This window comes from Lentisalinibacter sediminis (genome assembly GCF_040706615.1).
GTDB classification, from domain to species: Bacteria; Pseudomonadota; Gammaproteobacteria; order Steroidobacterales; family Woeseiaceae; genus Lentisalinibacter; species Lentisalinibacter sediminis.
In genome coordinates this window covers 364,600-387,174 of sequence record NZ_JAPDRF010000005.1, presented here as the reverse complement: position 1 = coordinate 387,174, position 22,575 = coordinate 364,600, and the positions used below count along the sequence as shown (strand labels likewise).

The following is a 22,575-nucleotide window of genomic DNA, read 5'->3' as shown; positions in this document are numbered from 1 at the left end:
CATGGCACAGCGACGCCGGAAGACGAAGCGCCGCAGCTCCCGCAGCAGCAGCCGCAGCCGGCAGGCGCCCGGCTGGCTGTGGATGCTGTTCGGCCTGGCCATCGGCCTCTCGGTGGCGGCCGCAGTCTGGATGAGCGACCGGGACGAGCCTGCGGGCGAACCACGGCCGCGGGAGGCCGCAAGCCTCAGGGAGGAAGAGCAGGCGCCGCGGCCGGAACCGAAGCGGGTGGAGACGCCGGCGGCCAGCGAGTCCCGTTTCGATTTCTACGAGATGCTGCCGCGCTTCGAGGTGGTGGTGCCCGAAGAGGAGCCCCACGCCCGTCCGGACAACCGGCCGGATCTCCCCACCGAGCCCGGCACCTACGTTCTCCAGGCCGGCTCGTTCAGTGCCTTCGAGGACGCCGACCGCATGAAGGCGCGGCTCGCGCTGCAGGGCATCCCCTCGCGCATCCAGCGCGTCGCCATCGACGATCGCACCTATCACCGGGTGCGCATCGGCCCGGTCTCCGACATGGACGAGCTCGACGACCTGCGCCGCCGGTTGCGCGAGGCGAAGATCGAGGTGCTCATGATCCGCGTACCGCAGCAATGAAGGCCCGCCCGGCTATCTTCAGTTCGCTGCTGGTTGCGGCGCTGTCGTGCGCCTCCCTGGCCGGCTGTGCGACGGCACCGCAATCCGGCGCCCCGGCCGAAGCGCCATCGCCTGCCGACGCGCCGGCCGCACCCGCCGTGCCGACGCCGCCCGAGCCACCAGCCGAACCCGATCTCTCGGCGCTGCGCATCACGGTGGCAACCGTCGGCGACATGATGATCGGCACCGACTATCCCGACAACCGGCTGCCCGACGACGACGCCCTCGGCTTTTTCGACGGCGTGGCGGCGGTGCTCCGGCAGGCCGACCTCGCCATCGGCAACCTGGAGGGCGTGCTGCTCGACGGCGGCGAGCCCGCCAAGCAGTGCAAGAACCCGTCGGCCTGCTGGCTGTTCCGCTCCCCCACCCGCTACGCCGGCGTGTACCGGGACGCGGGCTTCGATGCACTCAGCCTCGCCAACAACCACACCCGGGACTTCGGCGAGGAAGGCCGGGACGCGAGCATGGCCGCGCTGGATGCGGCGGGCATCCGCCACTCCGGCCGGGAGGGCAGCACCGCCAGCATGGACGTGGGCGGCATCCGGGTGGGCTTCGTCGCCTTCTCCGGCACCCGCGGCGCGAATCCCATGCTGAACGAGGAGACGGCAACGGCCATGGTGGCCGACCTCGCTGCCGGGCACGACGTCGTCATCGTGTCCTTTCACGGCGGTGCCGAGGGTATCGACGCGCTGCGCCTGCCGTTCGCGGAAGAGGAATACTACGGCGAGCCCCGCGGCGACGTTGTGGCCTTCGGGCGGGCGATGGTGGATGCAGGCGCCGACCTCGTCTTCGGCCACGGCCCGCACGTCGTGCGCGCGCTGGAGCGCTACCGGGGACGCATCATCGCCTACAGCCTCGGCAACTTCGCCACCTACTACGGCATCAGCGTCGCCGGCCTGAAGGGCGTCGCACCGATACTCTTGACCACCCTGGACGGCAACGGCGAGTTCGTCGAGGGCAGCGTGGTGTCCACGCGCCAGATCCGGCCGTCGGGCCCCACCATCGATCCGGCGGGTGAGGCGCTGGCACTGATGGCGCGCCTGTCGCGGCAGGACTTCGGCAATCCGGGCGTGCGCTTCGAGACGGACGGACGCCTGCTGCCGGTCGCACGGCCGGCGCCGAAAGTCCATCCCGCCGAACCGCCGCCCGTCGTCGACGAGGACGGCCAGGAGGAGAGAGCATGGCAAGACTGACAGGATTCGCCGGCAGCCTGCGGCGCGATTCGTTCAACCGGACGCTGCTGGAAGCGGCCGCGGAACTCGGTCCCGCGGGCAGCAGCCTGGACGTGCAGTCCATCGCGGACATCCCGCTCTACGACGCCGACCGGGAGGCGGAGGAGGGCATACCGGAAGCGGTCACCCGGCTGCAGGAGCGCATCGCGGACTCGGACGGCCTCGTCATCGCGAGTCCCGAGTACAACAACTCCATACCCGGGGTGGCCAAGAACGCCCTGGACTGGCTGTCGCGTCCGCCGCAGGAGATCGGCCGCATCTTCGGCGGCCGTCCGGTGGCGCTCATCGGCGCCTCGCCAGGCGGTTTCGGCACGGTGCTGGGCCAGGCCGCCTGGCTGCCGGTGCTGCGAACACTCGGCATGCAGATCTGGCCGGGGCCGCGCATCATGGTGTCACGGATTCACGACCTGATCGAAGACGGCCGGCTCGAGGACGAGAAGACCCGCGAGCGCCTGCGGGAATTCATGCAGGGATTCGTGGAATTCGCGGAAGGACCCTGACGCTCAGTCGTCGCCGCCGCCGGCCTGGCGGAAGTCCACCCCCAGCGCGCGCAGCTTGCGATAGAGATGGGTGCGCTCCATGCCGACGCGCTGGGCGAGCTTGCCCACCTTGCCGTTGCACAGGATCAGCTGCTGGGTGAGATAGGCGCGCTCGAAGGCCTCCCGCGCCTCACGCAACGGCAGCGCCAGCAGGTCCTGCTTCACCAGCGGCTCGTCGTCTGGCGCCTCGGCCTTCAGCTCGCTCTCGATCTCGGACAGCGACACTTCCTCGTCGCCGCCGCTGATGAGCACCCGGTGCACGAGATTCTTGAGCTCACGCACGTTGTCCGGCCACGGATAGTTGCGCAGCCGATTCTGTGCCGCGACGCCGAAGCGCCGGAACGGCAGGCCCTCCGCGTCGACCAGCTTCTCCGCGTAGTAGCGCAACAGCTCCGGCACGTCCTCGGCGTACTCGCGCAGCGGCGGCACCCGCAGGGTGAGCACGTTCACGTGGGTCAGCAGGTCGCGGCGCAGCGTACCGCGGTCCAGCAGCCGCTCGTAGTCCTGCGGCAGCGACGCCATGATGCGGGCGGTCACCGGCACCGTCGTCTGACCGCCCCTGCGCAGGTAGCTGCCCTGCTCCAGCGCGCTCGCCAGCAGGGTCTGTGCAGCGGGGCTGGCATCACCGAGTTCGTTCACGAACAGGATGCCGCCCGCCGCACGGTCCAGCAGTCCCTCGCGGACCTCGCCATTCTCCTCGCTGCCGTAGAGCCGCACCTCGGCGTTGTCGTCGGTCAGCGAGCCGCCGGGCACGCTCACGTACTCGGCGGCGGCGCGGGGACCGACGGAGTGGACGTAGCGGGCAAACGCCTCCCGGCCGGAACCGGACTCGCCGATCAGCAGCATCGGCGCATCGTGCGCGGCGAGCTTGCGGGCCTGTTCGCGCAGACCTCGCATCGCTTCGCTCTTTCCCACCGGCGCCAGCGGCGAGAGCAGCCGGCGCATCTGCTGCGGCTCGCTCTTCCTGCCGGACTCCAGCGCGCGCTCCACGGTGTGCAGCAGCTTCGACAGCGACAGCGGCTTCTCGATGTAATCGAACGCGCCGAGCCGGGTAGCCTCCACGGCCGTGTCCACCGTACCGTGCCCGGACATGATCACCACCGGGCACTGCCGGGTGTCGGGCTGCTGGGTCCACTCCTTCAGCAGGGTGATGCCGTCGGTGTCCGGCATCCAGACATCCAGCAACACCAGGTCATGGTGGCCCGCCTTGCGCGCCTCTCGCGCCTCGGCGGCGTCTGCGGCCGCGGTGACCTCGTAACCTTCGTCCGAGAGGATCTCCCGGATCAGTGTCCGGATGTCCGACTCGTCGTCGACGACGAGTATGTGTTCGCCACTCATGCCCTCTCTCTCCGTTTGTCACCCCGCTCGCCCCGCCGCGGCATGGACGACAGCATCAGCTCCCGACTCGCCTCGTCGGCCGGCAGCGAGATGCGTATCCTCGCCCCGCCGCGGTGGCGGTTTTCCGCCCGGATGCTGCCTGCGTGTTCCTCCACCAGTTTCTTCACGATGGCGAGTCCGAGACCCGTGCCTTTCGGTTTGGACGTGACGTAGGGATCGAAGACCTGTTCCACCGGCCCCGCCTGGAATCCCGGACCGTTATCCTCGACCGTGATGGTGGCCAGCTTCGCCCCATTATCCTCCTCCGCGCGGGTAATGATATCGATTCTGCCGTTTTCCTGCCCTTCCAGTGCCTCGACGGCGTTGCGGGCGAGATTGTGCAGGATCTGGCGCACCCGACCCGCATCCGCATCGATGAGGGGCAGCCCGGTGTCGAGGTCCAGCGTGATGTCCACGGCCCTGTCCTGGGCGCGGTAGAGATCGATCACCTCGCGCACCAGCTGGTTGAGGTCGAACCGGGTCATGTCCATGTCCGGCGCGCGGGCATACTCGGAGAAGGCGTTCACCATCTCCTTCATCGCCTCCACCTGCTGCACGATCGTGTGGGTCGCGCGGTCGAGTATCTGCGCCTCGCCCGGCGGCATCTCCCTGAGGTACTTCTGCCGCAGCCGCTCGGCGGAAAGCTGGATGGGGGTCAGCGGATTCTTGATCTCGTGGGCGAGGCGACGCGCCACCTCGCCCCAGGCCGCGTCGCGCTGGGCCTGCAGCAACGCCGTGATGTCGTCGAACACGACGACGAAACCGGCAGTGTGGCCGTCCTCGGCCGGCAGCGCCGTGCAGGCACAGGTGAGGACGCGTCGGCCGACTTCGCCGCGCAGCACGATCTGCTCGCGCCACTCGGTCTCTGCGGCGGCGAGATGCACCCGGGCCACGTCCACGAACTGCTCCAGCAGCGGGCGCCCTTCGGCCACCTCCGACAGCAGTTCGCCGATGCGGCTCTCGAGATCCACGCCCAGGATCGCGCCGGCGGCCTGGTTGGCCGTGCGGATGCGCAGGTCCGGCTCCAGCGACACCACGCCGGTGGACAGCCGCGCCAGGATGACCTCGAGGTTGGCGCGCTCGGCCTCCACCTGGGCCTGACTGTCGCGGGCCGTCTCCCGGGCCGCGGCCAGCCTCCGGGTCATGTCGTTGAAGGAATTGACGAGAAAGCCGATCTCGTCCCGGGACGGGGTCGGCAGCTGGGTGTCGAAGTCTCCGGCCGCCACGGCCCGGGTGCCGGCCACCAGCTGCTGGATGGGCGCCACCAGGCGGCGGGAGAAGAAGAAGGCGCCGTAGATCGAGGCGAGCAGGGAGACCAGCAGCACCACCGTCAGGGTCAGGGTCAGTGTGCGCTTCAGGGGTTCGCGCAGGTAGAGCTGGCGCTTGTAGTCGGTGTACGAATCGCCGACGTTGTCGGCCATGGCGGACAGCCGCTGGGTCACCGGGTAGAGGGCCTGCAGCACGTAGCGCTCGCCGGTGCGGGCATCGCCGGTCACCGGCGCCGCGGTGCGGATCTGGTAGCCGCCTTCCTCCAGCGGATCGAGACTCACGTAAGGCCGGTCCTGACTGATCTGCAGCAGCATCTCGTCGGACGGCGGCGCGGGCACGGCGAGGCGGGAGCGGTCGAAGCTGGTGGCGACGATGCGGCTGTTGGGGCCGAACATCGTCACCTCCAGCGCGCCGGTGTCCCGGCGCATGCGGGCGAGCTCGCTGACCAGTGCGGCCTCGCTCACGAGCTCCGCCCGCTCCGCATAGCGCAGGGTGAGATCGAGATTCGTGCGCATCTGTATGCTGAGGGCGGCACGGGAGAGATCCAGCGCGTCCTCCAGCCCCTGCTCCACGTCCTCGGTGAACCAGCTGTCGATGCCTCGGTTCAGGAACTGGGCGGAGAAGTAGTAGACCAGCAGCAGTGGCAGGACGGCCAGGCCGATGAACATCGCCACCATGCGGCCCTTCAGTTTGGCGCCCGGCACGTGATGTCGCAGGTCCTGCACCAGGCGCGCCAGGTTGCCGATCAACAGCACGATCAGAATGACGACGCCCACTGCGTTCACCAGCAGGGTGATGCCGGAGAGCCGATCGAACTGCTCCGAGCTCTGGGAGGTCTGGGTAAGCAACAGCAGGGCAGTGAGCGCCAGCAGCAGACCGACGCCCGCCAGCAGGGTGAAGAGGAATCTCCTCAGCGTTCGAGCTGCCATTCGTACCAGTCGCTGGTGATCCGCCAGTCTTCCCGCCAGAACACGATCAGCCGCAGCGCGGCGGGATAGTCCTTGACGTCCACCACGGCCCGCATCCGGATGCGATAGTCCCTGTCGTCGCGGAGCAGGGCCGCGTCGATCACGGGCAGCGACGTGATGCGCCCCAGGTTGTTCAGCGCCGAATACAGCGTGGCATAGGAGTCCTGCTCGCCGGTGTTCAGATTACGGACAACGTAGCGGCGGCTGAGCGCGTTGTAGAGCAGCTGGTAATTCACCGCCAGCTCCGCAGTGACGTCGTCCAGCCAGAAACGCCGTTTCTGGATCACCTGGAACTGCAGCTCCACGTTGATCGGGACGCCGCTGTCCAGCGCGTCCAGCGCCTCGTCGGACAGGACGTACTGGAGGCGGGCGCCCACCCGGTAGACGCCGTCCACCAGGTTCGAATCCGCCGAACGCACGGCGACCGTGCCGCCTTCCTGCCCGGATGCCGGCTGCCAGGCCAGGCACGCGAGGAGGACGAGCAGCGCCCAGAGACGGCCCGCAGTCCCTTCCGCTGGTGCGCTCGGCAGGCTCATGTCGGCTTTTCGATACAACAGTAAAAGAATCCATCCAGACCGTTTCGTCCCGGAAACAGCTGAAATCCGGCCCCGTCAGCTTGCATTAGATCGCGTATGTTGTCATCGGGCAACGGTTTTCCGACGCCCGCGCCGGGTTCCGCGACGGCGAACGCGGCGACCGCCTCCGAGTTCTCGGCGCGCAGCACGGAGCAGGTCGCGTAGACCAGCCGGCCGCCGGGCGCCAGCAGCGGCCAGAGGGCGCGGAGCATGGCCAGCTGGCGCGCCGCCAGCCGCTCGACGTCGGCGGGGCGGCGCAACAATTTGATGTCCGGATGGCGTCGGATGACGCCGGTGGCGCTGCAGGGTGCGTCGACGAGTATCCGGTCGTAGGGCTCGCCGTCCCACCACGCGGCCGGTTCCGCGGCATCGCCGCAGAGGAGCCCGGCGCGGTAGCCGCCCCGTGCCAGCGCTTCGCGCACCCGCTCCAGCCGGCCGGCGTCCGCGTCGAGGGCCGTGACCGCTGCGTCCCCGCCCACGCTCTCCAGGATATGCAATGTCTTGCCGCCGGGGGCGGCACAGGCGTCCAGAACGCGCATGCCGGGAGCGGCGCCCAGCAACGGCGCGGCGAGCTGGGCTGCGCCGTCCTGCACGCCGACCTCGCCGTCGGCAAAGCCCGGCAGCTCCTCGACCGGGAGTGGCCGCGACAGCCGCAGCGCCGACGGCACGCCCGGCAGCGGCGCGGCCTCCACGCCGTCCGGCAGCCGGTGGCACCAGCCGGCAGCGTCGGTGCGATGCAGATTGACCCGCACCCACATCGGCGCCCTCTCGTTGTTCGCCCGCGCTATCGCTTCCCACTTGTCGGGCCAGTCGGCGGCCAGCGCGTCCAGCAGCCAGCGGGGGTGGGACCAGGCTGCCTCGGGGTCTGCCTCGGGGTCTGCCATGACGGCCTCGAGCAGGCTGTCCTGCTCGCGCTGGAAACGGCGCAGCACCGCGTTGACCAGTCCGCGCATTCGCGGCCGGCCCAGCTCGCGGCAGGCGGCCACCGTCTCGCCCACCGCCGCGTGGTCCGGCACCCGCATGCGCCAGAGCTGATAAAGGCCGACCTCAATCAGCGCGGCGACCGGACGCTCCCGCTGCGGCAACGCCCGCTCCAGCAGGCGCCCGGTGAGCGCGCGCAGCGTGAAGTGCCAGCGGACGGCACCGTAGGCCATCTCCGCCGCCAGCGCACGGTCGCCCTCGCGACAGGCGGCAATCTCCACGGACAGCGCATCATCCAGGGAGCAGCCTCGATCCGCGACGGCGGCGAGCGCCCTCGCCGCGGCCGCCCTGGGGCTGGCGCGGCTAGCCAAGTCTCAGGCCGGCGAGCCCGCGCCGGCTGGCAAGGCGCTGGTTCGCGAAATCCCGGGCGGCGATGCGGCGGCGGCCCGCAAGCTGGACTTCCAGCAAGCGCAGCACGCCCTCGCCTGTGGCCACGTCGATGCCGTCGGCGCCGGCAGCGAGGACGACACCGGGCGCGGCCGGCGCCGGGTCCCCGGCGGGTAACGGCTCGGCCCGCCAGCAGCGCAGCAATTCGCCCTCCAGCCGGGTATGGCACACCGGCCAGGGATCATAGGCCCGCACGGCGCGGTCGATGCGTGCCGCCGGCCAGGACCAGTCGATGAGCGCGTCCTCCCGGCGGATGCGCGGCGCGTACGTTGCCGCCGTGTCATCCTGGGGCTCGGCCTGCAGCCGGCCCGCGAGGATGTCCGGCAGCCGCTCGGCCAGCAGTCCGGCACCGAGCGCGGCCAGACGGTCGTGCAGCTCGCCCCCGGTCTCCCGGGGGCCCACGGGCGTCTCGGCCCGGGCGTACACCGGACCGGTGTCGAGGCCGGCCTCCATGCGCATCAGGCTGATGCCGGAGACCGGGTCGCCGGCCAGTACCGCCGCCTGGATCGGCGACGCGCCGCGCCAGCGGGGCAGCAGGGAGGCATGCACGTTGATGCAGCCGGACGGCGGAAGTTCGAGCACGTCGGGCGGCAGAAGGAGCCCGTAGGCGGCCACGATCAGCGCGTCCGGCTCCAGGGCCGCGAGCTCGGCGACGGTCGCGGCGTCCTTCAGCGTGACGGGCTGCAGCACGGTCAGCCCTTCCTCGACGGCCCAGGACTTGACGGGACTTGCGGTGAGGCGGCGGCCCCGGCCCGCCGGGCGGTCCGGCTGGGTCAGCACCGCCACGGGGCGGTGGCCGGCGCCGCAGAGCGCCTGCAGCGAGGCCAGGGCGAATTCGGGGGTGCCGGCGAAGATCAGGCGGGGCGCACTGGCCGCCTCTCCCGCAACGCCCTCACCGGTCACGGGAGAAGGCCCGGTGCTCAGACGGGGCTGGCAGCCCGCTCCCCGGCAGGCTGCGCGGCGTTGCGACGCCCTTTCAGCAACCGCTTGCGGATGCGCTGACGCTTCATCTCCGACAGGTAGTCCACGAACAGCTTGCCTTCCAGATGGTCCATCTCGTGCTGGATGCAGACGGCGAGCAATCCCTCCGCCTCCATCTCGAAGCTCTCCCCGTCACGGTTCAGCGCGCGCACGCGGATGCGCTCGGCCCGCTCCACCGGCTCGTAGAAACCGGGCACCGACAGGCAGCCCTCCTCGGTCATCTCGACGCCGTCCTTCTCCAGGATCTCGGGGTTGATGAAGACGTGGGGCTGATCCTTCTCTGCGGAGACGTCGGCCACCAGCAGGCGCTTGTGCACGTCCACCTGGGTCGCCGCCAGGCCGATGCCGGGCGCCGCATACATGGTCTCGAACATGTCGTCGATCAGCTGCCTGAGTTCGTCGTCCACGTATTCGACGGGCTGCGCCTTCGTGCGCAGGCGCGGATCGGGGAATTCGAGTATGTTCAGGATAGCCATCGGTGCCTTCTCAATATCTCGCGTGAACTGCCACAAAAACCATCTAGTGTTTTGACTTTATTGGGATACATAACGGACAATCAAGACGTTATGTCAGGCGGGCACGGCGGCCCGGGGCGATTCTGTGACGCACTTGGCAGTTGGTCGCGCGTCGGAACGCCATAGTATACCAGCGCCGTGACAGCCGGCAGCCCCGATTCCCACAGGATGGAGCAAGCCCAACCATGCCCCTTGCAGAGCGGAATACCCAGTCCATGGTGAGACTGTGCGGAGTGCTTTTTGTTGCATCGACTCTTGCGACAACAGCCGGTTGCAGCCTGAACCCCTTCGCCGACGACGCCGACGCGCCGCCCGACCCGGTGACCCCGGCGGCGAGTGCGGAGTCTTCCGGGCCCGTCTCGCTGGAGCCGCGCCGCAGCGCGGACGCAGAGGTGGCCGAACGGCGGGCCGAACCCGCGCCGCCGCCGCCGCAGGAAGTGCCGCTGGCGCCGAACGCGCCCGAACGCTACGTGGTGAAGAAGGGTGACACCCTGTGGGACATCTCCGAGATGTTCCTGCGCGACCCCTGGTTCTGGCCGGAGATCTGGCAGGTGAATCCGCAGGTCGAGAACCCGCACCTCATCTATCCCGGCGACGTGCTGTCGCTGGTCTACATCGACGGCCGTCCCCGCATCATGCTGGAACGGGGCATCCAGGCCGAGCGGCTGAGCCCGCAGATCCGCGCCACGCCGCTGGATCAGGCCATCACCACCATCCCCTACGAGCAGATCGCGGCCTTCCTCACCCGCGGCGCGGTACTCGAGAAAGAACAGGCCGATGCGCTGCCCTACATCCTGACCAGCCGCGGCCAGCACCTGATCGCCGGTGCCGGGAACGACGTCTACGTGCGGGGCGACATCGAGGGCGTGGGCTCGCGCTACAGCGTGCTGCACGTCGACGAGCCGCTGGTGGATCCCGACGACGACAAGGTGGTCGGCTACCAGGCCATCTACGTGGGCCAGGGGCAGGTGGACCGCACCGGCGATCCCTCTACCGTGCATCTCCTGAAAACCAGCCGGGAGGCGCTGGCCGGCGACCGGCTGATGCGCCAGGAGATCGAGATCCCGCTGAATTTCTTCCCGAAGCCGCCGGAAACGGACATAGACGGCCGCATCATTTCGGTAGTAGATGGTATCTCGCTGATCGGGCAGTACCAGGTCATCGTGATCAACCGCGGCGCCCGTAACGGCCTGGCCCCCGGCGACGTGCTCAGCGTCCTGACGGCCGGCGAGACGGTGCGTGACCGCTACGCGAAGACGGGCGGCTTCGGCCTGCTCGGCGGCGAGAAGGTGAAGCTGCCGGACGAGCCGGCGGGCACCGTGATGGTGTTCAAGGTGTACGACCGCATCGCTTACGCCCTCGTCATGACGGCGGAGAGCGAGATGCGCGTGCACGATATAGTACGTAACCCCTCCTGACGCCAGACAACGCAACGGCCGGCGTCCGCGAGGGCGCCGGCCGTTTCTTTTCGGCGTGCCGGCACAGCGGAGCCGGACATGGACGAAGAGACAGAAGCCTGGGTACGTCTCGCCGAGGCCCCGGGGCTGGGCGCGGCCGAGGCTGCCGCGCTGGTCGAGAGCTTCGGCTCGGCCGCCCGGGTGGCGGGGGCGGGACGCGGCGCGCTCGCCTCCCGCGGTCTCGACGCGGATACAGTCGAGGCGCTGCTCGCGCCTCCGGCGGAGCGGATGGCGCACATTGCCGGCTGGCTCGCCGAGCCGGGACATCATCTCGTCAGCCGGCATTCGGCGGACTATCCCGCACTGCTCGCGGAGGCCGCCGGCGCGCCGCTCGTTCTGTACGTCAACGGCGAGCCCGGACTCCTGTCCATGCCCCAGCTCGCCGTGGTCGGCAGCCGCAACCCTACCCGCGGCGGCGAGCGCACCGCCTTCGAGTTCGCCGCCCATCTCGCCGCCAGCGGTCTCACCATCACCAGTGGACTTGCAACCGGCATCGACGCCTCCGCCCACGAAGGCGCCCTGTCGGCGGGCGGCAGCACCATCGCCGTGCTGGGCACGGGCATCGACCGCGTTTATCCCGCCGCAAACCGCCACCTCGCCCACCGCATCGCGGAACGGGGCGCCCTGGTGAGCGAGTTCCCGCTGGGCTCGCCGCCTGAGGCGTGGCACTTCCCGCGACGCAACCGGATCATCAGCGGCATGAGCCTGGGCACGCTCGTGGTGGAGGCGGCGCAGCGCAGCGGCTCGCTCATCACCGCCCGCCTGGCCGCCGAGCAGGGGCGCGAGGTCTTCGCCATACCGGGCTCCATACACAACGCGCTCGCCCGCGGCTGTCACCGACTGATCCGCGACGGCGCCCGCCTGGTGGAGTCCGCGGACGACATCTTCGCCGAGCTCGCACCGCTCGCGGGCGCGCTCGGCACACGCCTCGGGGAGCCGCCGTCGGACACCGATTCCGCGGCCGCCGGCGCTGCCGGAGCGGGACGCGACGGGGATTACGACAAACTGCTGGAGGCCCTCGCGTGGGAACCCGCGGACATGGATACGTTGATCGAACGGTCCGGATTGACGATCGATCAGCTTTCCTCCATGCTCCTGATCCTGGAACTCGAGGGCGAAGTCGAATCGCTGCCTGGCGGGAAGTTCTCGAGGGTCAGACAGGAGCGCCTACCCGAATGAAAGAGAACGTCCTCGACGTATTGATGTACCTGTTCGAGACCTACATCGATACGGAGGAAGAACCCGAAGCGGATCAGAATGAACTCCGCGAGGAACTCGCCCGGGCCGGCTTCCACGACGCCGAAATCGAGCACGCCCTCGACTGGCTGGACGGTCTCGGAACGAACAACGACCTCCTGTCCCCGAACCCGCAGACGGAGAATGGCACCCGCATCTTCAACGGGGTCGAGCTCTCCCGCCTGGATGCGGCCTGCCGCGGTTACCTCGTGTATCTGGAGCAGGTGGGCATTCTCTCGCCGCCCCAGCGCGAACTGGTGATCGACCGCCTGCTCGCGCTGGAGTCCGCCGACATCGACGTGGAGCAGATCAAGTGGGTGGTGCTGATGGTGCTGTTCAGCCAGCCCGGCCAGGAACTCGCCTACGCGCGCATGGAAGATCTGGTCTTCGACGAGGAGTCGGGGACGATCCATTGATCGGGGGAATCTGAGGCGGCAGACTGGCCGCGTCAGACAGCACGCCGCGGCAGAGTCCGCGGTTTTTCATTTCTGGCCGGGCGACAGGAACGCGCCCGGCGACAAGGGACGCACGGGAACGGATGAGCAAGAACCTCGTCATCGTGGAATCGCCGGCCAAGGCGAAGACCATCGAAAAGTACCTGGGCAAGGACTACGACGTCCTGGCCTCCTACGGGCACGTCCGCGACCTCGTGCCAAAGGAAGGTGCCGTGGATCCGGAACACGGCTTCGAGATGAAGTACCGGGTGATCGAGCGCAACGAGAAGCACGTCAACGCCATCGTCCGTGCGCTGAAGAAGGCGGACTCCCTGATACTCGCGACGGACCCGGACCGTGAGGGCGAGGCGATCGCCTGGCACCTGTACGAGCTGCTGAAGGACAAGGGCGCCCTGGACAACAAGGAGGTCCATCGCGTCGTCTTCTACGAGATCACGAAGCAGGCCATCCAGGACGCCATCCAGCATCCCCGCGGCCTCTCCAGCGAGCTGGTGAACGCGCAGCAGGCACGGCGCGCACTGGACTACCTGGTGGGTTTCAACCTGTCTCCGCTGCTGTGGAAGAAGGTACAGCCGAACCTCTCCGCCGGCCGGGTGCAGAGCCCGGCGCTCAGACTCATCGTCGAGCGCGAGGAGGAACGCGAGCGCTTCGTGTCACGGGAATACTGGACCATCGAGGCCGACGTCAGCAAGGAAGGCCAGGCCTTCCCCGCGCGGCTGGTGGTCTACAAGGGCGAGAAGGTGGAGCAGTTCAGCTTCGGCGACGAGGACACGGCCATGGCCGTGGACGCCGCGCTGCGTCAGGCCGCCGACGGCGTGCTGCGCACGGTCAAGGTGGAGCGCAAGCAGCGGCGCCGTAACCCGGCCGCGCCGTTCACCACCTCGACGCTGCAGCAGGAGGCCTCGCGCAAGCTCGGCTTCAACACCCAGCGCACCATGCGCGTCGCCCAGCGGCTCTACGAGGGCGTGGACATCGGCAGCGCCGACGGCAACGTCGGCCTGATCACCTACATGCGCACCGACTCGGTCACGCTGGCCCAGGTGGCGGTTGACGAGACCCGCAGCGTGATCGCCGAGCGCTACGGCAAGGACAACGTGCCGGACAGCCCGCGCCAGTACAAGAACAAGTCCAAGAACGCCCAGGAGGCTCACGAGGCCATCCGCCCCACATCGGTGAGCCGCACGCCGGACGAGCTGGAGGGCAAGCTGGAGGCCGACCAGCTGAAGCTCTACCGGCTGATCTGGACGCGCACGGTGGCGAGCCAGATGGTGCCCGCGGTGTTCGATACGGTGAGCGCCGAGATGGTGCCCGCCAACGAGCCGGAGGGTGAGGCCACCGGGCGCTTCCGCGCAACGGGCTCGGTGCTGGTCAAGCCCGGCTTCATCGCCGTCTACCAGGAAGGCCGCGACGACGCCGGTCCCGACGACAGCGACCGGCGCCTGCCCGACCTGGCCGAGGGCGACCGTTTGAAATTGGAGGAGATCCGTCCCGAACAGCACTTCACCGAGCCGCCGCCACGCTACACGGAGGCGAGCCTCGTGAAATCGCTGGAGGAGCTCGGCATCGGCCGGCCCTCGACCTACGCCAACATCATCACGACGCTGAAGAACCGTGAGTACGTGGAGATGGAGGGCCGCCAGTTCGCGCCCACGGACATCGGCCGCATCGTCAATCACTTCCTCACCGAGCACTTCACTCAGTACGTGGACTACGACTTCACGGCGCGCATGGAGGACGACCTCGACGCCATCTCCCGCGGCGACCGGGAGTGGGTGCCGCTGCTGGAGGAATTCTGGACGCCCTTCCACGAGCTGGTGGAGGAGAAGGACCAGAACGTCACCCGTGAGCAGGTGGCCCAGGCGCGTGAGCTCGGCACGGATCCCAAGAGCGGCAAGCCGGTGACCGTGCGCATGGGCCGCTTCGGCCCGTTCGTCCAGATCGGCACCAAGGACGACGAGGAGAAGCCGAAGTTCGCCGGCCTCAGGCCGGGCCAGAAGATGAACGAGCTGGACCTGGACGCGGCGCTGGAGCTGTTCAAGCTGCCGCGCAAGCTGGGCGAAACACCGGAGGGCGAGCCGGTCTCGGCCAGCATCGGGCGCTTCGGCCCGTACGTGCGCTACGGCAACAAGTTCGTCTCCATCCGCGGTGACGACGACCCCTACACCATCAACGTGGAGCGCGCGCTGGAACTCGTCCGCGAGAAGAAGAAGGCGGATGCCGAGCGCATCATCCAGGACTACCCCGACGAGGGCATCCAGGTACTCAAGGGTCGCTACGGCCCGTACGTGACGGACAAGAACAAGAATGCCAAGGTGCCGAAGGACCGGGAACCGGCGTCGCTGACGCTGGAGGAATGCAAGGAACTGCTGGCGGCGGCGCCGGCCCGTGGCCGCGGCCGCAAGAAGGCGAAAAAGAAGACGGCGACGGCCGCCGCCGACACGAAGAAGGCGGCCAAGAAGAAGAGCACCGCCCGCAAGAAGACCTCGGGCCGGAAGAAGACGAAAAAGAAGGCGGCGAAGAAGAAATCGGCGAAGAAGAAGTCAGCCGACTGAGACGCCCGCCTCCCGTACCCATGGCGCGCGGCCATCCCGTACAATGCGTCGCTCCGCGACGATGAGGCAGCCCGCGCACATGGCGATGAACGACTTCGGCGACAAACTGGCGGCCGTCAAGGAGTACCTGCTCGGCCTGCAGCGGCACATCACCGATACCCTGGAGGAAGTGGACGGGACCGCCCGTTTCCACCGCGACTCCTGGGAGCGGGAAGGCGGCGGGGGCGGCGAGACCCGGGTAACCGCCGGCGGCAGCCTGCTGGAGCAGGCCGGCGTCAACTTCTCCCACGTCTACGGCGACAACCTTCCACCCAGCGCCTCGAAGAGCCGACCGGAGCTGGCCGGCCGGGGATTTCAGGCAATGGGCGTCTCGCTGGTGCTGCATCCCGAGAATCCCTACGTGCCCACCACCCACGCCAACGTGCGGGTGTTCGCGGCGGAGAAGCCGGACAGCGAACCGGTCTGGTGGTTCGGCGGCGGCTTCGACCTCACGCCCTATTATCCGTACCTGGAGGACGTGGAGCACTGGCATCGCACGGCCCGTGACGCCTGCGAGGGCTTCCCCGAGGGCACCTATCCGCGCTTCAAGGACTGGTGCGACGAGTATTTCTATCTCCGCCACCGGGGCGAGACCCGCGGCGTGGGCGGCCTGTTCTTCGACGACCTGAACGACTGGGGCTTCGAGCGCTGCTTCGACTTCATGAGAAGCGTCGGCGACCACTTCCTGCCGGCCTACCTGCCCATCGTCGAGCGGCGCCGGGACAGCGCCTGGGGCGAACGCGAGCGCCAGTTCCAGCTCTATCGGCGCGGCCGCTACGTGGAATTCAACCTGGTCTACGACCGGGGCACGCTGTTCGGGCTGCAGTCCGGCGGCCGCACCGAGTCCATCCTGATGTCCCTGCCGCCGCTGGTGCGCTGGCAGTACGACTACCGGCCCGAGCCCGGCAGCCCGGAAGCGGAGCTGACCGAGCGCTTTCTGAAACCCACCGACTGGCTGGGCGCGGCGTGACCTCGGCAGCCGGCCCCGCGCCCTTCCACCTTGCCGTGCCGGTCGACGACCTGGAGCGCGCCCGCGGCTTCTACCTGGAACTGCTCGGCTGCACCACCGGCCGGGAGGACGAACGCTGGCTCGACCTCGACTTCTTCGGCCACCAGGTCACCCTGCATCTCGCGGCAACCGTCGGGGAGGAGTCAGCCAATGCCGTGGATGGCGACGAAGTCCCCGTACGCCATTTCGGCGTCATCCTGGCACCGCCGGACTGGCAGAACCTGGCCGACCGGCTCACCGCCGCCGGCGTCGACTTCCTGATCGAGCCGCGGGTGCGATTCCGCGGCCAGCCGGGCGAGCAGCGCACGATGTTCCTGCGCGACCCTGCCGGCAACGCGCTGGAGTTCAAGAGCTTCGCCGACCCGTCCCGGATCTTCGCCCGGGACTAGTCACCGTCGGCGGCGGCCGCGGGCGTGCTGGCCCGCCGAATCGGCGCTATGCTAACGTCGTCCGAGCCTCCTCACTGTGGCGACAGACTATCGATCCCACAGACCATCGATCCCTTGGGACGAGCGAGCGGTGAACAGAAACCTGCATCCGGCCTGGCTGCCATTGACCTGGCTGCTTTTGACCCTGCTCTGCCTCGGGACGACGGCGGAGGCCGCCTCGCTGCGCCACGCCGAAGGCGCCGCGGGCAGCCTGGTACTGGCCGACGAGATCGGCACCCGCGCCGACGGCCGCAAGGTGTACATCGTGCAGCTGCGCCGGCCCGGCGCCGCGGAGCATTACGCGAAGACGGCCGCGCCCGGCCGCCCCGCCTCCATGAAGGTGATGCAATCCACCGGCTTCAGCCGGGAGTCGGCCACGGTGAAGTCCTGGGTGGCCGGCAGCGACGCCGCGCAGACGAGCCTGCTGGCGAAGTCGGCCCCCGGCGCACAGACCGTCTACGATTATCGCTACGGCTTCAGCGGTTTCGCCGCCGCCCTGACGCCGGCGCAGGCCGATCGGCTGCGCCACATGCCGGAGGTGGCCGGCGTCTGGGAGGACGAGATCCGGCCGCTGGCCACCAACGAGACGCCGAGTTTCCTCGGCCTGTTCGACAGCACGGACGGACTCACCGGCGCGCTGGGACTGGAGGGCGAGGGCGTGGTCATCGGCGTCATCGACAGCGGTATCACGCCCGACCACCCGAGCCTGAAGGACACCCGGGAAGCGGACAGGCCGCGGCTGTGCCGCACCTCCTTCGCGGATACCTTCCTCGGCCTCTGGCTGTGCCGCCGCTTCGAGGTCCGCGACGACGTGCAGCTGTTCGACCCGCCGGAGGGCTGGAACGGCATCTGCCAGTCCGGGGAGCAGTTCGCGGAGACGGTGTGCAACAACAAGCTGATCGGCGCCCGCTTCTTCGTCGACGGCGCCCTGGAGACCGGTGATCTGGACCCGGGCGAGTTCCTCTCGCCCCGGGACGCCGACGGCCACGGCACCCATATCGCGACCATCGCCGCCGGCAACCCGGTGACCGCTTCGGTGGCCGGCACCGAGCTGGCGCGCATCCGCGGCATGGCGCCAAAGGCCCGCGTGGCCGTGTACAAGGCCTGCTGGCTCAGGCCCGGCGACACCCGGGCGAGCTGCAACACCTCGGACCTCGCCCGGGCGGTCGACGCGGCCGTGGCGGACGGCGTGGATATCATCAATTACTCGGTGGGCAACTCGCTGGCGACGGTGAGCGGCCCGGACGACATCGCCCTGCTCGCCGCCGCAAAGGCCGGCATCTTCACGGCAGTGGCCGCCGGCAACGAGGGGCCGGGCCTGCGCACCATCGGCTCGCCGGGCAGCTCGCCCTGGGTCACCACCGTGGCGGCCTCGACCCGCCCCGGCGCGAACTTCCGCGAGGCCATGGAGGTGATTTCGCCGCCATCGCTCGCCGGCAAGTACGGCTCCCGGGAGGCGAGCTTCACCCCGCAGCTGGAAGAGACGGGCAGCGTGGAAGAGGAGCTCGTGATCGTGGACGACGACAGCCTCGCCACCGACACGGGCGACGGTAACGGCACCACCTATGATGCCTGCCAGGCACCCGTTAACGGGGATGAGCTCGCCGACAAGATCGCACTGCTCGCACGCGGCGGCTGCAGCTTCGAGACCAAGATACGCAACATCGAGGACGCCGGCGGCATCGGCGCCCTCGTCTTCAACAACGCCGGCGAACCCTTCGTCATGACCGGCACGGCCGATTCGGTGGACATCCCGGCCGTCATGATCGGCCAGGCCGACGGGCGGCTCCTGTTCGACGCCATCAACGTGGACGAGGAGATCGTCGACGTGCGGCTGGCGGCGGGGCTGTTCCTCACCGAGACCGAGGCCGGCAACATCATGGCCGGCTTCTCGTCCCGGGGACCGTCCAGCGGCGCGCCGGACATACTGAAGCCGGACCTGACCGCACCGGGGGTGAGCATACTCGGGGGCTTTACCCCGGATGCCGCCAACGCAGAGCAGGGCGAGTTTTTCGGCTACCTCTCCGGTACCTCCATGTCGACGCCGCACGTGGCCGGCGTCGCCGCGCTGCTGCTGGAGGCCAACCCGGACTGGTCCCCGGCGGCGCTGCGCTCGGCCATGATGACCAGCGCCTACCAGGACGTGGTGCAGCAGGACGGCGAGACCCCGGCCAATCCGTTCGACTTCGGTGCGGGTCATCTGCAGCCGAACGCCGCGGGCCGGCCGGGGCTGCTGTTCGACGCGGGTGCCGACGACTACGACGCCTTCGGCTGCGGCCTGGAGGAGCCCGTACCGGATCGGTCGCGCTGCGACGAGCTGGCCGCCGCCGGCAGGAGCTTCGACGCGACCCAGTTCAACCAGGCCTCCATCGCCATCGAGCAGCTGACCGGCCGGCGCAGCATCACCCGCACCGTGACGGCCACCGGCGACGCGGCGGGCACCTGGCAGGTGGAGATCGAACCGCCGCCGGGCACCGTGGTGACCGTGTCTCCCGCGACGCTGTCGCTGAATCCCGGCGAGACCGCCACCTACACGGTGCAGATGGAGTTCATCGGCACCGGGCTGGACCTCTGGTACTTCGGCGCCATCACCTGGCGGGCCGGCGAGACCGCCGTGCGGACCCCGGTGGCAATACGACCGGTATCGCTGTCGGCGCCGGAGGAAGTGCGGGATGCCGGCGGCAGCGGCACGCTCAGCTTCGACGTGGATTTCGGCTACACCGGCAGCTACCGGGCCGGCGTGCACGGGCTGAACGAGGCGCTGGTGATCGACGGCTTCGTGGACAACGACCCCACCAAGACCTTCACCTTCCGCGATGGCAACGGCGTCACCACCCACGTGATCGACGTGCCGTCGAATCAGGCGTATCTCCGCTTCGCGCTGTTCGACGAGGCCACGGACGGCAACGACGACCTGGACCTCTACGTCTACTATTGCCCGAACGACATCTGCACCAGCATCGGCGAGAGCGGCTCGGAGACCTCGGCGGAGGAATTCAGTCTGGTGACGCCACCGGCCGGCCGCTACGCGGTGCTGATCCACGGCTTCGAGACCGATCAGGTGGCGGGCGGGCCCGGCGCGAACTACCAGCTCTTCGCCTGGGCGTTCGGTCTGGTGGACGACGCCGGCAACATGAGCGTCTCGGCGCCCTCCAGCGTTACCGCCGGCAGCACCGAGACGCTGCAGGTGAACTGGTCCGGGCTGGCCGCCGACCGGCGCTATCTCGGCGCCATCTCACATGTGACGCCGAGCGGGCTGACCGCGCTGACTATTGTCAATATCCGGAACTGACCGGAGTGAATATCCGGAACTGACGGGGTTCGATACCCGGGGGCGGATCACCCGGCGAGCCGCGCGCACTCGGCGTGGCGGAAGCAGCCGGTCACATGGTCGTTCACCATACCGGTCGCCTGCATATGGGCGTACATGATGGTGGAGCCGACGAAGCGAAAACCCCGCCGCTTCAGGTCTTTCGACAGCGCCTCGGACTCGGGAGAGGTGGCCGGCACGTCGGCGTCGCTCTGCCAGCGGTTCTGCTTCGGCGCTCCGTCCACGAAACGCCAGATGTAATTGCAGAAGCCGTCGAACTCCTCCTGCACGGCCAGGAAGGCGCGCGCATTGGTCACGGCCGAGCGCACCTTCAGGCGGTTGCGGATCACCGAGGGGTCGGCCAGGATCTTCGCGATCCTGGCATCGCTGAAACGGGCGACTTTCTCCGCATCGAAATCCGCGAAGGCGCGTCGGTAACCCTGCCGCTTGTTCAGCACCGTGGACCAGGAGAGCCCCGCCTGAGCGCCCTCCAGCACCAGGAACTCGAACTGGCGCCGGTCGTCCCACACCGGCACGCCCCACTCGGTGTCGTGATAATCGATGTAGGCCTGATTCACGCCCAGTGACCAGGCGCAGCGCACCGGATCCTCGCTCATCGCGTCATCTCCCTCCTGTCGGCCGTGCCGGCATTGTCGCTACCGAAGGGGAGGGTGGCCAGCGGCGAATCGATCCGTGCAAACGAAAAAAGGCCCGCGGCCGGAGCCGCGAGCCTCGTCCCGTCGATTGGCGGATGCGATCAGACGGAGCCGCCGCACTTGCCCTCGCCGCAGGAGCCTTCGCCGCCCTTGTCGCCGCCGCAGGACCCTTCGCCGCCTTTGTCGCCACCGCAAGAGCCTTCACCGCCCTTGTCGCCGCCGCACTTGCCTTCGCCGCAGGCGCCTTCGCCGCCCTTGTCGCCTTCCTTGTCTCCTTCCTTGTCGCCGCCGCACTTGCCTTCGCCGCAGCCGCCTTCGCCGTGACCGCCAGTGGCCTCGTAGCCGCTGGACAGGGAGGTCATCTCGAACGGGCTGCCGGCGCCCTGCTCACTCTGCGCCTGGGCCACGCCCACGGCGCCGAAAGTCGCGGCGAGTGCCGCACCGACCGCAATAGCAATAGGCCTTTTCACGTGCTTGTCATTCATGGTCTCTCTCCTCGCTGTTGTAACGGCCCGAAGCGGGCCCTTGATTCCCTGGAGGCGTTACAGCCGCCCCGGCAGGATGAAAACGTGTTGTCTGCTCAGATCTGCCAATCCACGGCGTTGCGGATGTTCTCCGTCACGTCGTCCACCGACTGGCCCTTCTGGCCGACGACGGCGATGCTGCCTTCGCCGACCGGCAGGATCACGCCGTGGAAACCGTCCCCTTCGAGCGGGACCGGGGCGTCGAGCTTCTCGCCGGCCATCAGCAGCAGCGTGACCGGCCCGTCCGCACCCTGGACCACCAAGTGCGGGACGTCGCGCCCGTTGATGGGGCAGGTCTTCGCGTAGGTCACCAGTCCGACCCGGCCGGCGTCAAGGCGTGACACGGCGGGCGTCAGCACCCGCCTGAGCTCGTTGCCCGCCACCGCCTCGTCCGTGACGACGCGGGAATACGGTTCGTGGTCCATGTGAGCGATCACCTCGGCGGCGAGCGCGGAGGAGTCGAGCTCCTGCGGACCGCTGCCGAACTGCAGCGTCAGAGTCACGGCCAGCGCCAGCGCGGCGGCCACGCCGACCCAGGCGGGCAGCCCGCGCCAGCGGGCGCCACGTCCATGGCGCCGCCCGTCCAGGGAGACCACCTTGTCGCCCCGGCCTCCGACGTCGCCCTCATGATCGTCTTCGGGCAGGTCGACGGGAAAATCCGGTACGTCGACGGCGAGGGCCGCCGCGAGACGCCGCTCGAACACGGCGGCCTCGGCGGCGTAGCGGGCGCAGTCCGCGCAGCCGGCGGCATGCGCGGAACGGCCGGGGAAATCCGCCCCGGGGTCGCCGTCTAGCCGCTCTCTGAATTCCTCACACCGCATGGTTATTACCCGGTTATTACCCGTCAAAATCCGGCCCATCGGCCGCCAATCTTTCCTTCAACTGGTTGCGCGCCCGGTGCAGCCGGGTGAGCACGGTGGCCTGCTTCAGCTCCATCACCTCGGCGATCTCGCCCGTGGTGTAGCCCATCAGCACCTGCAGCACGAGCGGCTCACGGTACTCGTCGGGCAGCTCGAGCAGCCCGGCCCGCAGATCGTCCAGGTCAGTGTCGTGCGAGTCCGCGAGCATGCCTTCGTCCCTGCCGCTGAGATCATCCACATCCACCGTCTCCAGCCGTTTCCTCTCGAAATGCCGCGCGTTCTCGCGCCTCACTATCGTCAGCAGCCATTGCTTGGCCGAGCCGTCTTCGCGCAGGCTGTCCAGGTTTCGCCAGGCTCTCACCATTGCCTCCTGGACCACGTCCTCCGCGAGCGCGCCGTCCCGGCTGAGCCAGAATGCGTAGCGGTACATGTCCCGGCGGAGTTCGCCCACCAGCCGCTCGAAGCGGTGGCGGCGCCGGCTGTCCTCTGATGTTCCCGTCATGGATACAGACCTGCGGTCCTCGGCATTTATTTCACCACTCCCCGCCGCCTCCTTGGACACGAAAACCGAATCGGGGGAGAATCCGTTTTTTC

The 22,575-nt window shown here is 68.9% G+C and carries 20 protein-coding genes; 10 read left to right on the top strand and 10 right to left on the bottom strand.

Going from position 1 to position 22,575, the window contains the following annotated elements:
• The first annotated feature begins 1 nt into the window (after window position 1).
• From ACJMKX_RS12225 to ACJMKX_RS12215, 3 genes are read left to right on the top strand one after another with little or no spacing between them, the layout of a single operon-like run.
• A complete protein-coding gene (locus ACJMKX_RS12225; protein WP_405225622.1) occupies window positions 2–592 on the top strand; it encodes an SPOR domain-containing protein in 591 nt (196 codons plus the stop codon).
• Window positions 589–1,824 carry a CapA family protein gene (locus ACJMKX_RS12220; protein ID WP_405225620.1) on the top strand — a complete coding sequence of 412 codons (1,236 nt, stop codon included), beginning with the start codon at window positions 589–591 and terminating at the stop codon, window positions 1,822–1,824. The genes ACJMKX_RS12225 and ACJMKX_RS12220 overlap by 4 nt, the downstream gene beginning before the upstream one ends.
• Window positions 1,812–2,363 carry an NADPH-dependent FMN reductase gene (locus ACJMKX_RS12215; protein WP_405225617.1) on the top strand — a complete coding sequence of 184 codons (552 nt, stop codon included), beginning with the start codon at window positions 1,812–1,814 and terminating at the stop codon, window positions 2,361–2,363. Before ACJMKX_RS12220 ends, ACJMKX_RS12215 begins: the two co-directional genes overlap by 13 nt.
• Before the next feature lie 3 nt (window positions 2,364–2,366).
• Here ACJMKX_RS12215 and ACJMKX_RS12210 read toward each other — a convergent pair whose 3' ends face one another.
• From ACJMKX_RS12210 to def, 6 genes are read right to left on the bottom strand one after another with little or no spacing between them, the layout of a single operon-like run.
• Window positions 2,367–3,740 (bottom strand): sigma-54-dependent transcriptional regulator, encoded by a 1,374-nt coding sequence (locus ACJMKX_RS12210; RefSeq protein ID WP_405225614.1) that lies wholly within the window; start codon window positions 3,738–3,740, stop codon window positions 2,367–2,369.
• Window positions 3,737–5,977, bottom strand: coding sequence for a sensor histidine kinase (locus ACJMKX_RS12205; RefSeq protein WP_405225611.1), 2,241 nt, complete (start codon window positions 5,975–5,977; stop codon window positions 3,737–3,739). Before ACJMKX_RS12205 ends, ACJMKX_RS12210 begins: the two co-directional genes overlap by 4 nt.
• Window positions 5,959–6,552: a DUF4390 domain-containing protein gene (locus ACJMKX_RS12200; RefSeq protein WP_405225608.1), complete on the bottom strand. Its 594-nt coding sequence runs from the start codon at window positions 6,550–6,552 to the stop codon at window positions 5,959–5,961. The genes ACJMKX_RS12205 and ACJMKX_RS12200 overlap by 19 nt, the downstream gene beginning before the upstream one ends.
• Window positions 6,549–7,883 (bottom strand): 16S rRNA (cytosine(967)-C(5))-methyltransferase RsmB, encoded by a 1,335-nt coding sequence (gene rsmB / locus ACJMKX_RS12195; RefSeq protein ID WP_405225605.1) that lies wholly within the window; start codon window positions 7,881–7,883, stop codon window positions 6,549–6,551. The genes ACJMKX_RS12200 and rsmB overlap by 4 nt, the downstream gene beginning before the upstream one ends.
• Entirely contained in the window at window positions 7,876–8,862 is a 987-nt protein-coding gene (gene fmt / locus ACJMKX_RS12190; RefSeq protein ID WP_405225602.1) for a methionyl-tRNA formyltransferase, read from the bottom strand. Before fmt ends, rsmB begins: the two co-directional genes overlap by 8 nt.
• 17 nt (window positions 8,863–8,879) lie before the next feature.
• Window positions 8,880–9,416 (bottom strand): peptide deformylase, encoded by a 537-nt coding sequence (def, locus tag ACJMKX_RS12185; protein WP_405225599.1) that lies wholly within the window; start codon window positions 9,414–9,416, stop codon window positions 8,880–8,882.
• A 254-nt stretch (window positions 9,417–9,670) separates the two neighbouring features.
• On the opposite strand from def, the gene ACJMKX_RS12180 reads away from it, so the two are divergent.
• The 7 genes from ACJMKX_RS12180 (at window position 9,671) to ACJMKX_RS12150 (ending at window position 19,923) form a co-directional block, all read left to right on the top strand.
• Window positions 9,671–10,873: a LysM peptidoglycan-binding domain-containing protein gene (locus tag ACJMKX_RS12180; protein WP_405225597.1), complete on the top strand. Its 1,203-nt coding sequence runs from the start codon at window positions 9,671–9,673 to the stop codon at window positions 10,871–10,873.
• 78 nt (window positions 10,874–10,951) lie between these two features.
• Entirely contained in the window at window positions 10,952–12,091 is a 1,140-nt protein-coding gene (gene dprA / locus ACJMKX_RS12175) for a DNA-processing protein DprA (protein WP_405225594.1), read from the top strand.
• Window positions 12,088–12,564: a DUF494 family protein gene (locus tag ACJMKX_RS12170; RefSeq protein ID WP_405225591.1), complete on the top strand. Its 477-nt coding sequence runs from the start codon at window positions 12,088–12,090 to the stop codon at window positions 12,562–12,564. Before dprA ends, ACJMKX_RS12170 begins: the two co-directional genes overlap by 4 nt.
• A gap of 122 nt (window positions 12,565–12,686) precedes the next feature.
• Window positions 12,687–15,155, top strand: a complete 2,469-nt coding sequence (locus ACJMKX_RS12165) for a DNA topoisomerase I (RefSeq protein ID WP_405225588.1) — start codon at window positions 12,687–12,689, stop codon at window positions 15,153–15,155.
• Window positions 15,156–15,240: 85 nt separating this feature from the next.
• Window positions 15,241–16,164: an oxygen-dependent coproporphyrinogen oxidase gene (gene hemF / locus ACJMKX_RS12160; RefSeq protein WP_405226643.1), complete on the top strand. Its 924-nt coding sequence runs from the start codon at window positions 15,241–15,243 to the stop codon at window positions 16,162–16,164.
• Window positions 16,161–16,592 (top strand): VOC family protein, encoded by a 432-nt coding sequence (locus ACJMKX_RS12155; protein ID WP_405225586.1) that lies wholly within the window; start codon window positions 16,161–16,163, stop codon window positions 16,590–16,592. The genes hemF and ACJMKX_RS12155 overlap by 4 nt, the downstream gene beginning before the upstream one ends.
• 130 nt (window positions 16,593–16,722) lie before the next feature.
• Window positions 16,723–19,923, top strand: coding sequence for a S8 family serine peptidase (locus ACJMKX_RS12150; RefSeq protein WP_405225583.1), 3,201 nt, complete (start codon window positions 16,723–16,725; stop codon window positions 19,921–19,923).
• Window positions 19,924–19,970: 47 nt separating this feature from the next.
• Here the strand turns inward: ACJMKX_RS12150 and ACJMKX_RS12145 are convergent, their stop codons facing one another.
• From ACJMKX_RS12145 to ACJMKX_RS12130, 4 genes are all read right to left on the bottom strand, one after another.
• Entirely contained in the window at window positions 19,971–20,558 is a 588-nt protein-coding gene (locus tag ACJMKX_RS12145; protein WP_405225581.1) for a DNA-3-methyladenine glycosylase I, read from the bottom strand.
• 140 nt (window positions 20,559–20,698) lie between these two features.
• Window positions 20,699–21,082, bottom strand: a complete 384-nt coding sequence (locus ACJMKX_RS12140; protein ID WP_405225578.1) for a hypothetical protein — start codon at window positions 21,080–21,082, stop codon at window positions 20,699–20,701.
• Window positions 21,083–21,177: 95 nt separating this feature from the next.
• On the bottom strand, window positions 21,178–21,942 hold the full coding sequence (locus ACJMKX_RS12135; protein WP_405225576.1) for a DUF3379 family protein: 765 nt from the start codon (window positions 21,940–21,942) through the stop codon (window positions 21,178–21,180).
• A 16-nt stretch (window positions 21,943–21,958) separates the two neighbouring features.
• A complete protein-coding gene (locus ACJMKX_RS12130) occupies window positions 21,959–22,483 on the bottom strand; it encodes a sigma-70 family RNA polymerase sigma factor (RefSeq protein WP_405225574.1) in 525 nt (174 codons plus the stop codon).
• Window positions 22,484–22,575: the final 92 nt, after the last annotated feature.

Excerpts from the sequence above, each read along its gene's own strand:
- ACJMKX_RS12220 (WP_405225620.1), top strand. The coding sequence starts at position 589 with ATGAAGGCCCGCCCGGCTATCTTCAGTTCGCTGCTGGTTGCGGCGCTG.
- ACJMKX_RS12165 (WP_405225588.1), top strand. The coding sequence starts at position 12,687 with ATGAGCAAGAACCTCGTCATCGTGGAATCGCCGGCCAAGGCGAAGACC.
- ACJMKX_RS12200 (WP_405225608.1), bottom strand. The coding sequence starts at position 6,552 with ATGAGCCTGCCGAGCGCACCAGCGGAAGGGACTGCGGGCCGTCTCTGG.
- ACJMKX_RS12170 (WP_405225591.1), top strand. The coding sequence starts at position 12,088 with ATGAAAGAGAACGTCCTCGACGTATTGATGTACCTGTTCGAGACCTAC.
- dprA (WP_405225594.1), top strand. The coding sequence starts at position 10,952 with ATGGACGAAGAGACAGAAGCCTGGGTACGTCTCGCCGAGGCCCCGGGG.
- hemF (WP_405226643.1), top strand. The coding sequence starts at position 15,241 with ATGAACGACTTCGGCGACAAACTGGCGGCCGTCAAGGAGTACCTGCTC.
- ACJMKX_RS12145 (WP_405225581.1), bottom strand. The coding sequence starts at position 20,558 with ATGAGCGAGGATCCGGTGCGCTGCGCCTGGTCACTGGGCGTGAATCAG.
- ACJMKX_RS12215 (WP_405225617.1), top strand. The coding sequence starts at position 1,812 with ATGGCAAGACTGACAGGATTCGCCGGCAGCCTGCGGCGCGATTCGTTC.
- ACJMKX_RS12130 (WP_405225574.1), bottom strand. The coding sequence starts at position 22,483 with ATGACGGGAACATCAGAGGACAGCCGGCGCCGCCACCGCTTCGAGCGG.
- ACJMKX_RS12140 (WP_405225578.1), bottom strand. The coding sequence starts at position 21,082 with ATGAATGACAAGCACGTGAAAAGGCCTATTGCTATTGCGGTCGGTGCG.
- def (WP_405225599.1), bottom strand. The coding sequence starts at position 9,416 with ATGGCTATCCTGAACATACTCGAATTCCCCGATCCGCGCCTGCGCACG.
- ACJMKX_RS12205 (WP_405225611.1), bottom strand. The coding sequence starts at position 5,977 with ATGGCAGCTCGAACGCTGAGGAGATTCCTCTTCACCCTGCTGGCGGGC.
- ACJMKX_RS12225 (WP_405225622.1), top strand. The coding sequence starts at position 2 with ATGGCACAGCGACGCCGGAAGACGAAGCGCCGCAGCTCCCGCAGCAGC.
- ACJMKX_RS12135 (WP_405225576.1), bottom strand. The coding sequence starts at position 21,942 with ATGCGGTGTGAGGAATTCAGAGAGCGGCTAGACGGCGACCCCGGGGCG.
- ACJMKX_RS12210 (WP_405225614.1), bottom strand. The coding sequence starts at position 3,740 with ATGAGTGGCGAACACATACTCGTCGTCGACGACGAGTCGGACATCCGG.
- ACJMKX_RS12180 (WP_405225597.1), top strand. The coding sequence starts at position 9,671 with ATGGTGAGACTGTGCGGAGTGCTTTTTGTTGCATCGACTCTTGCGACA.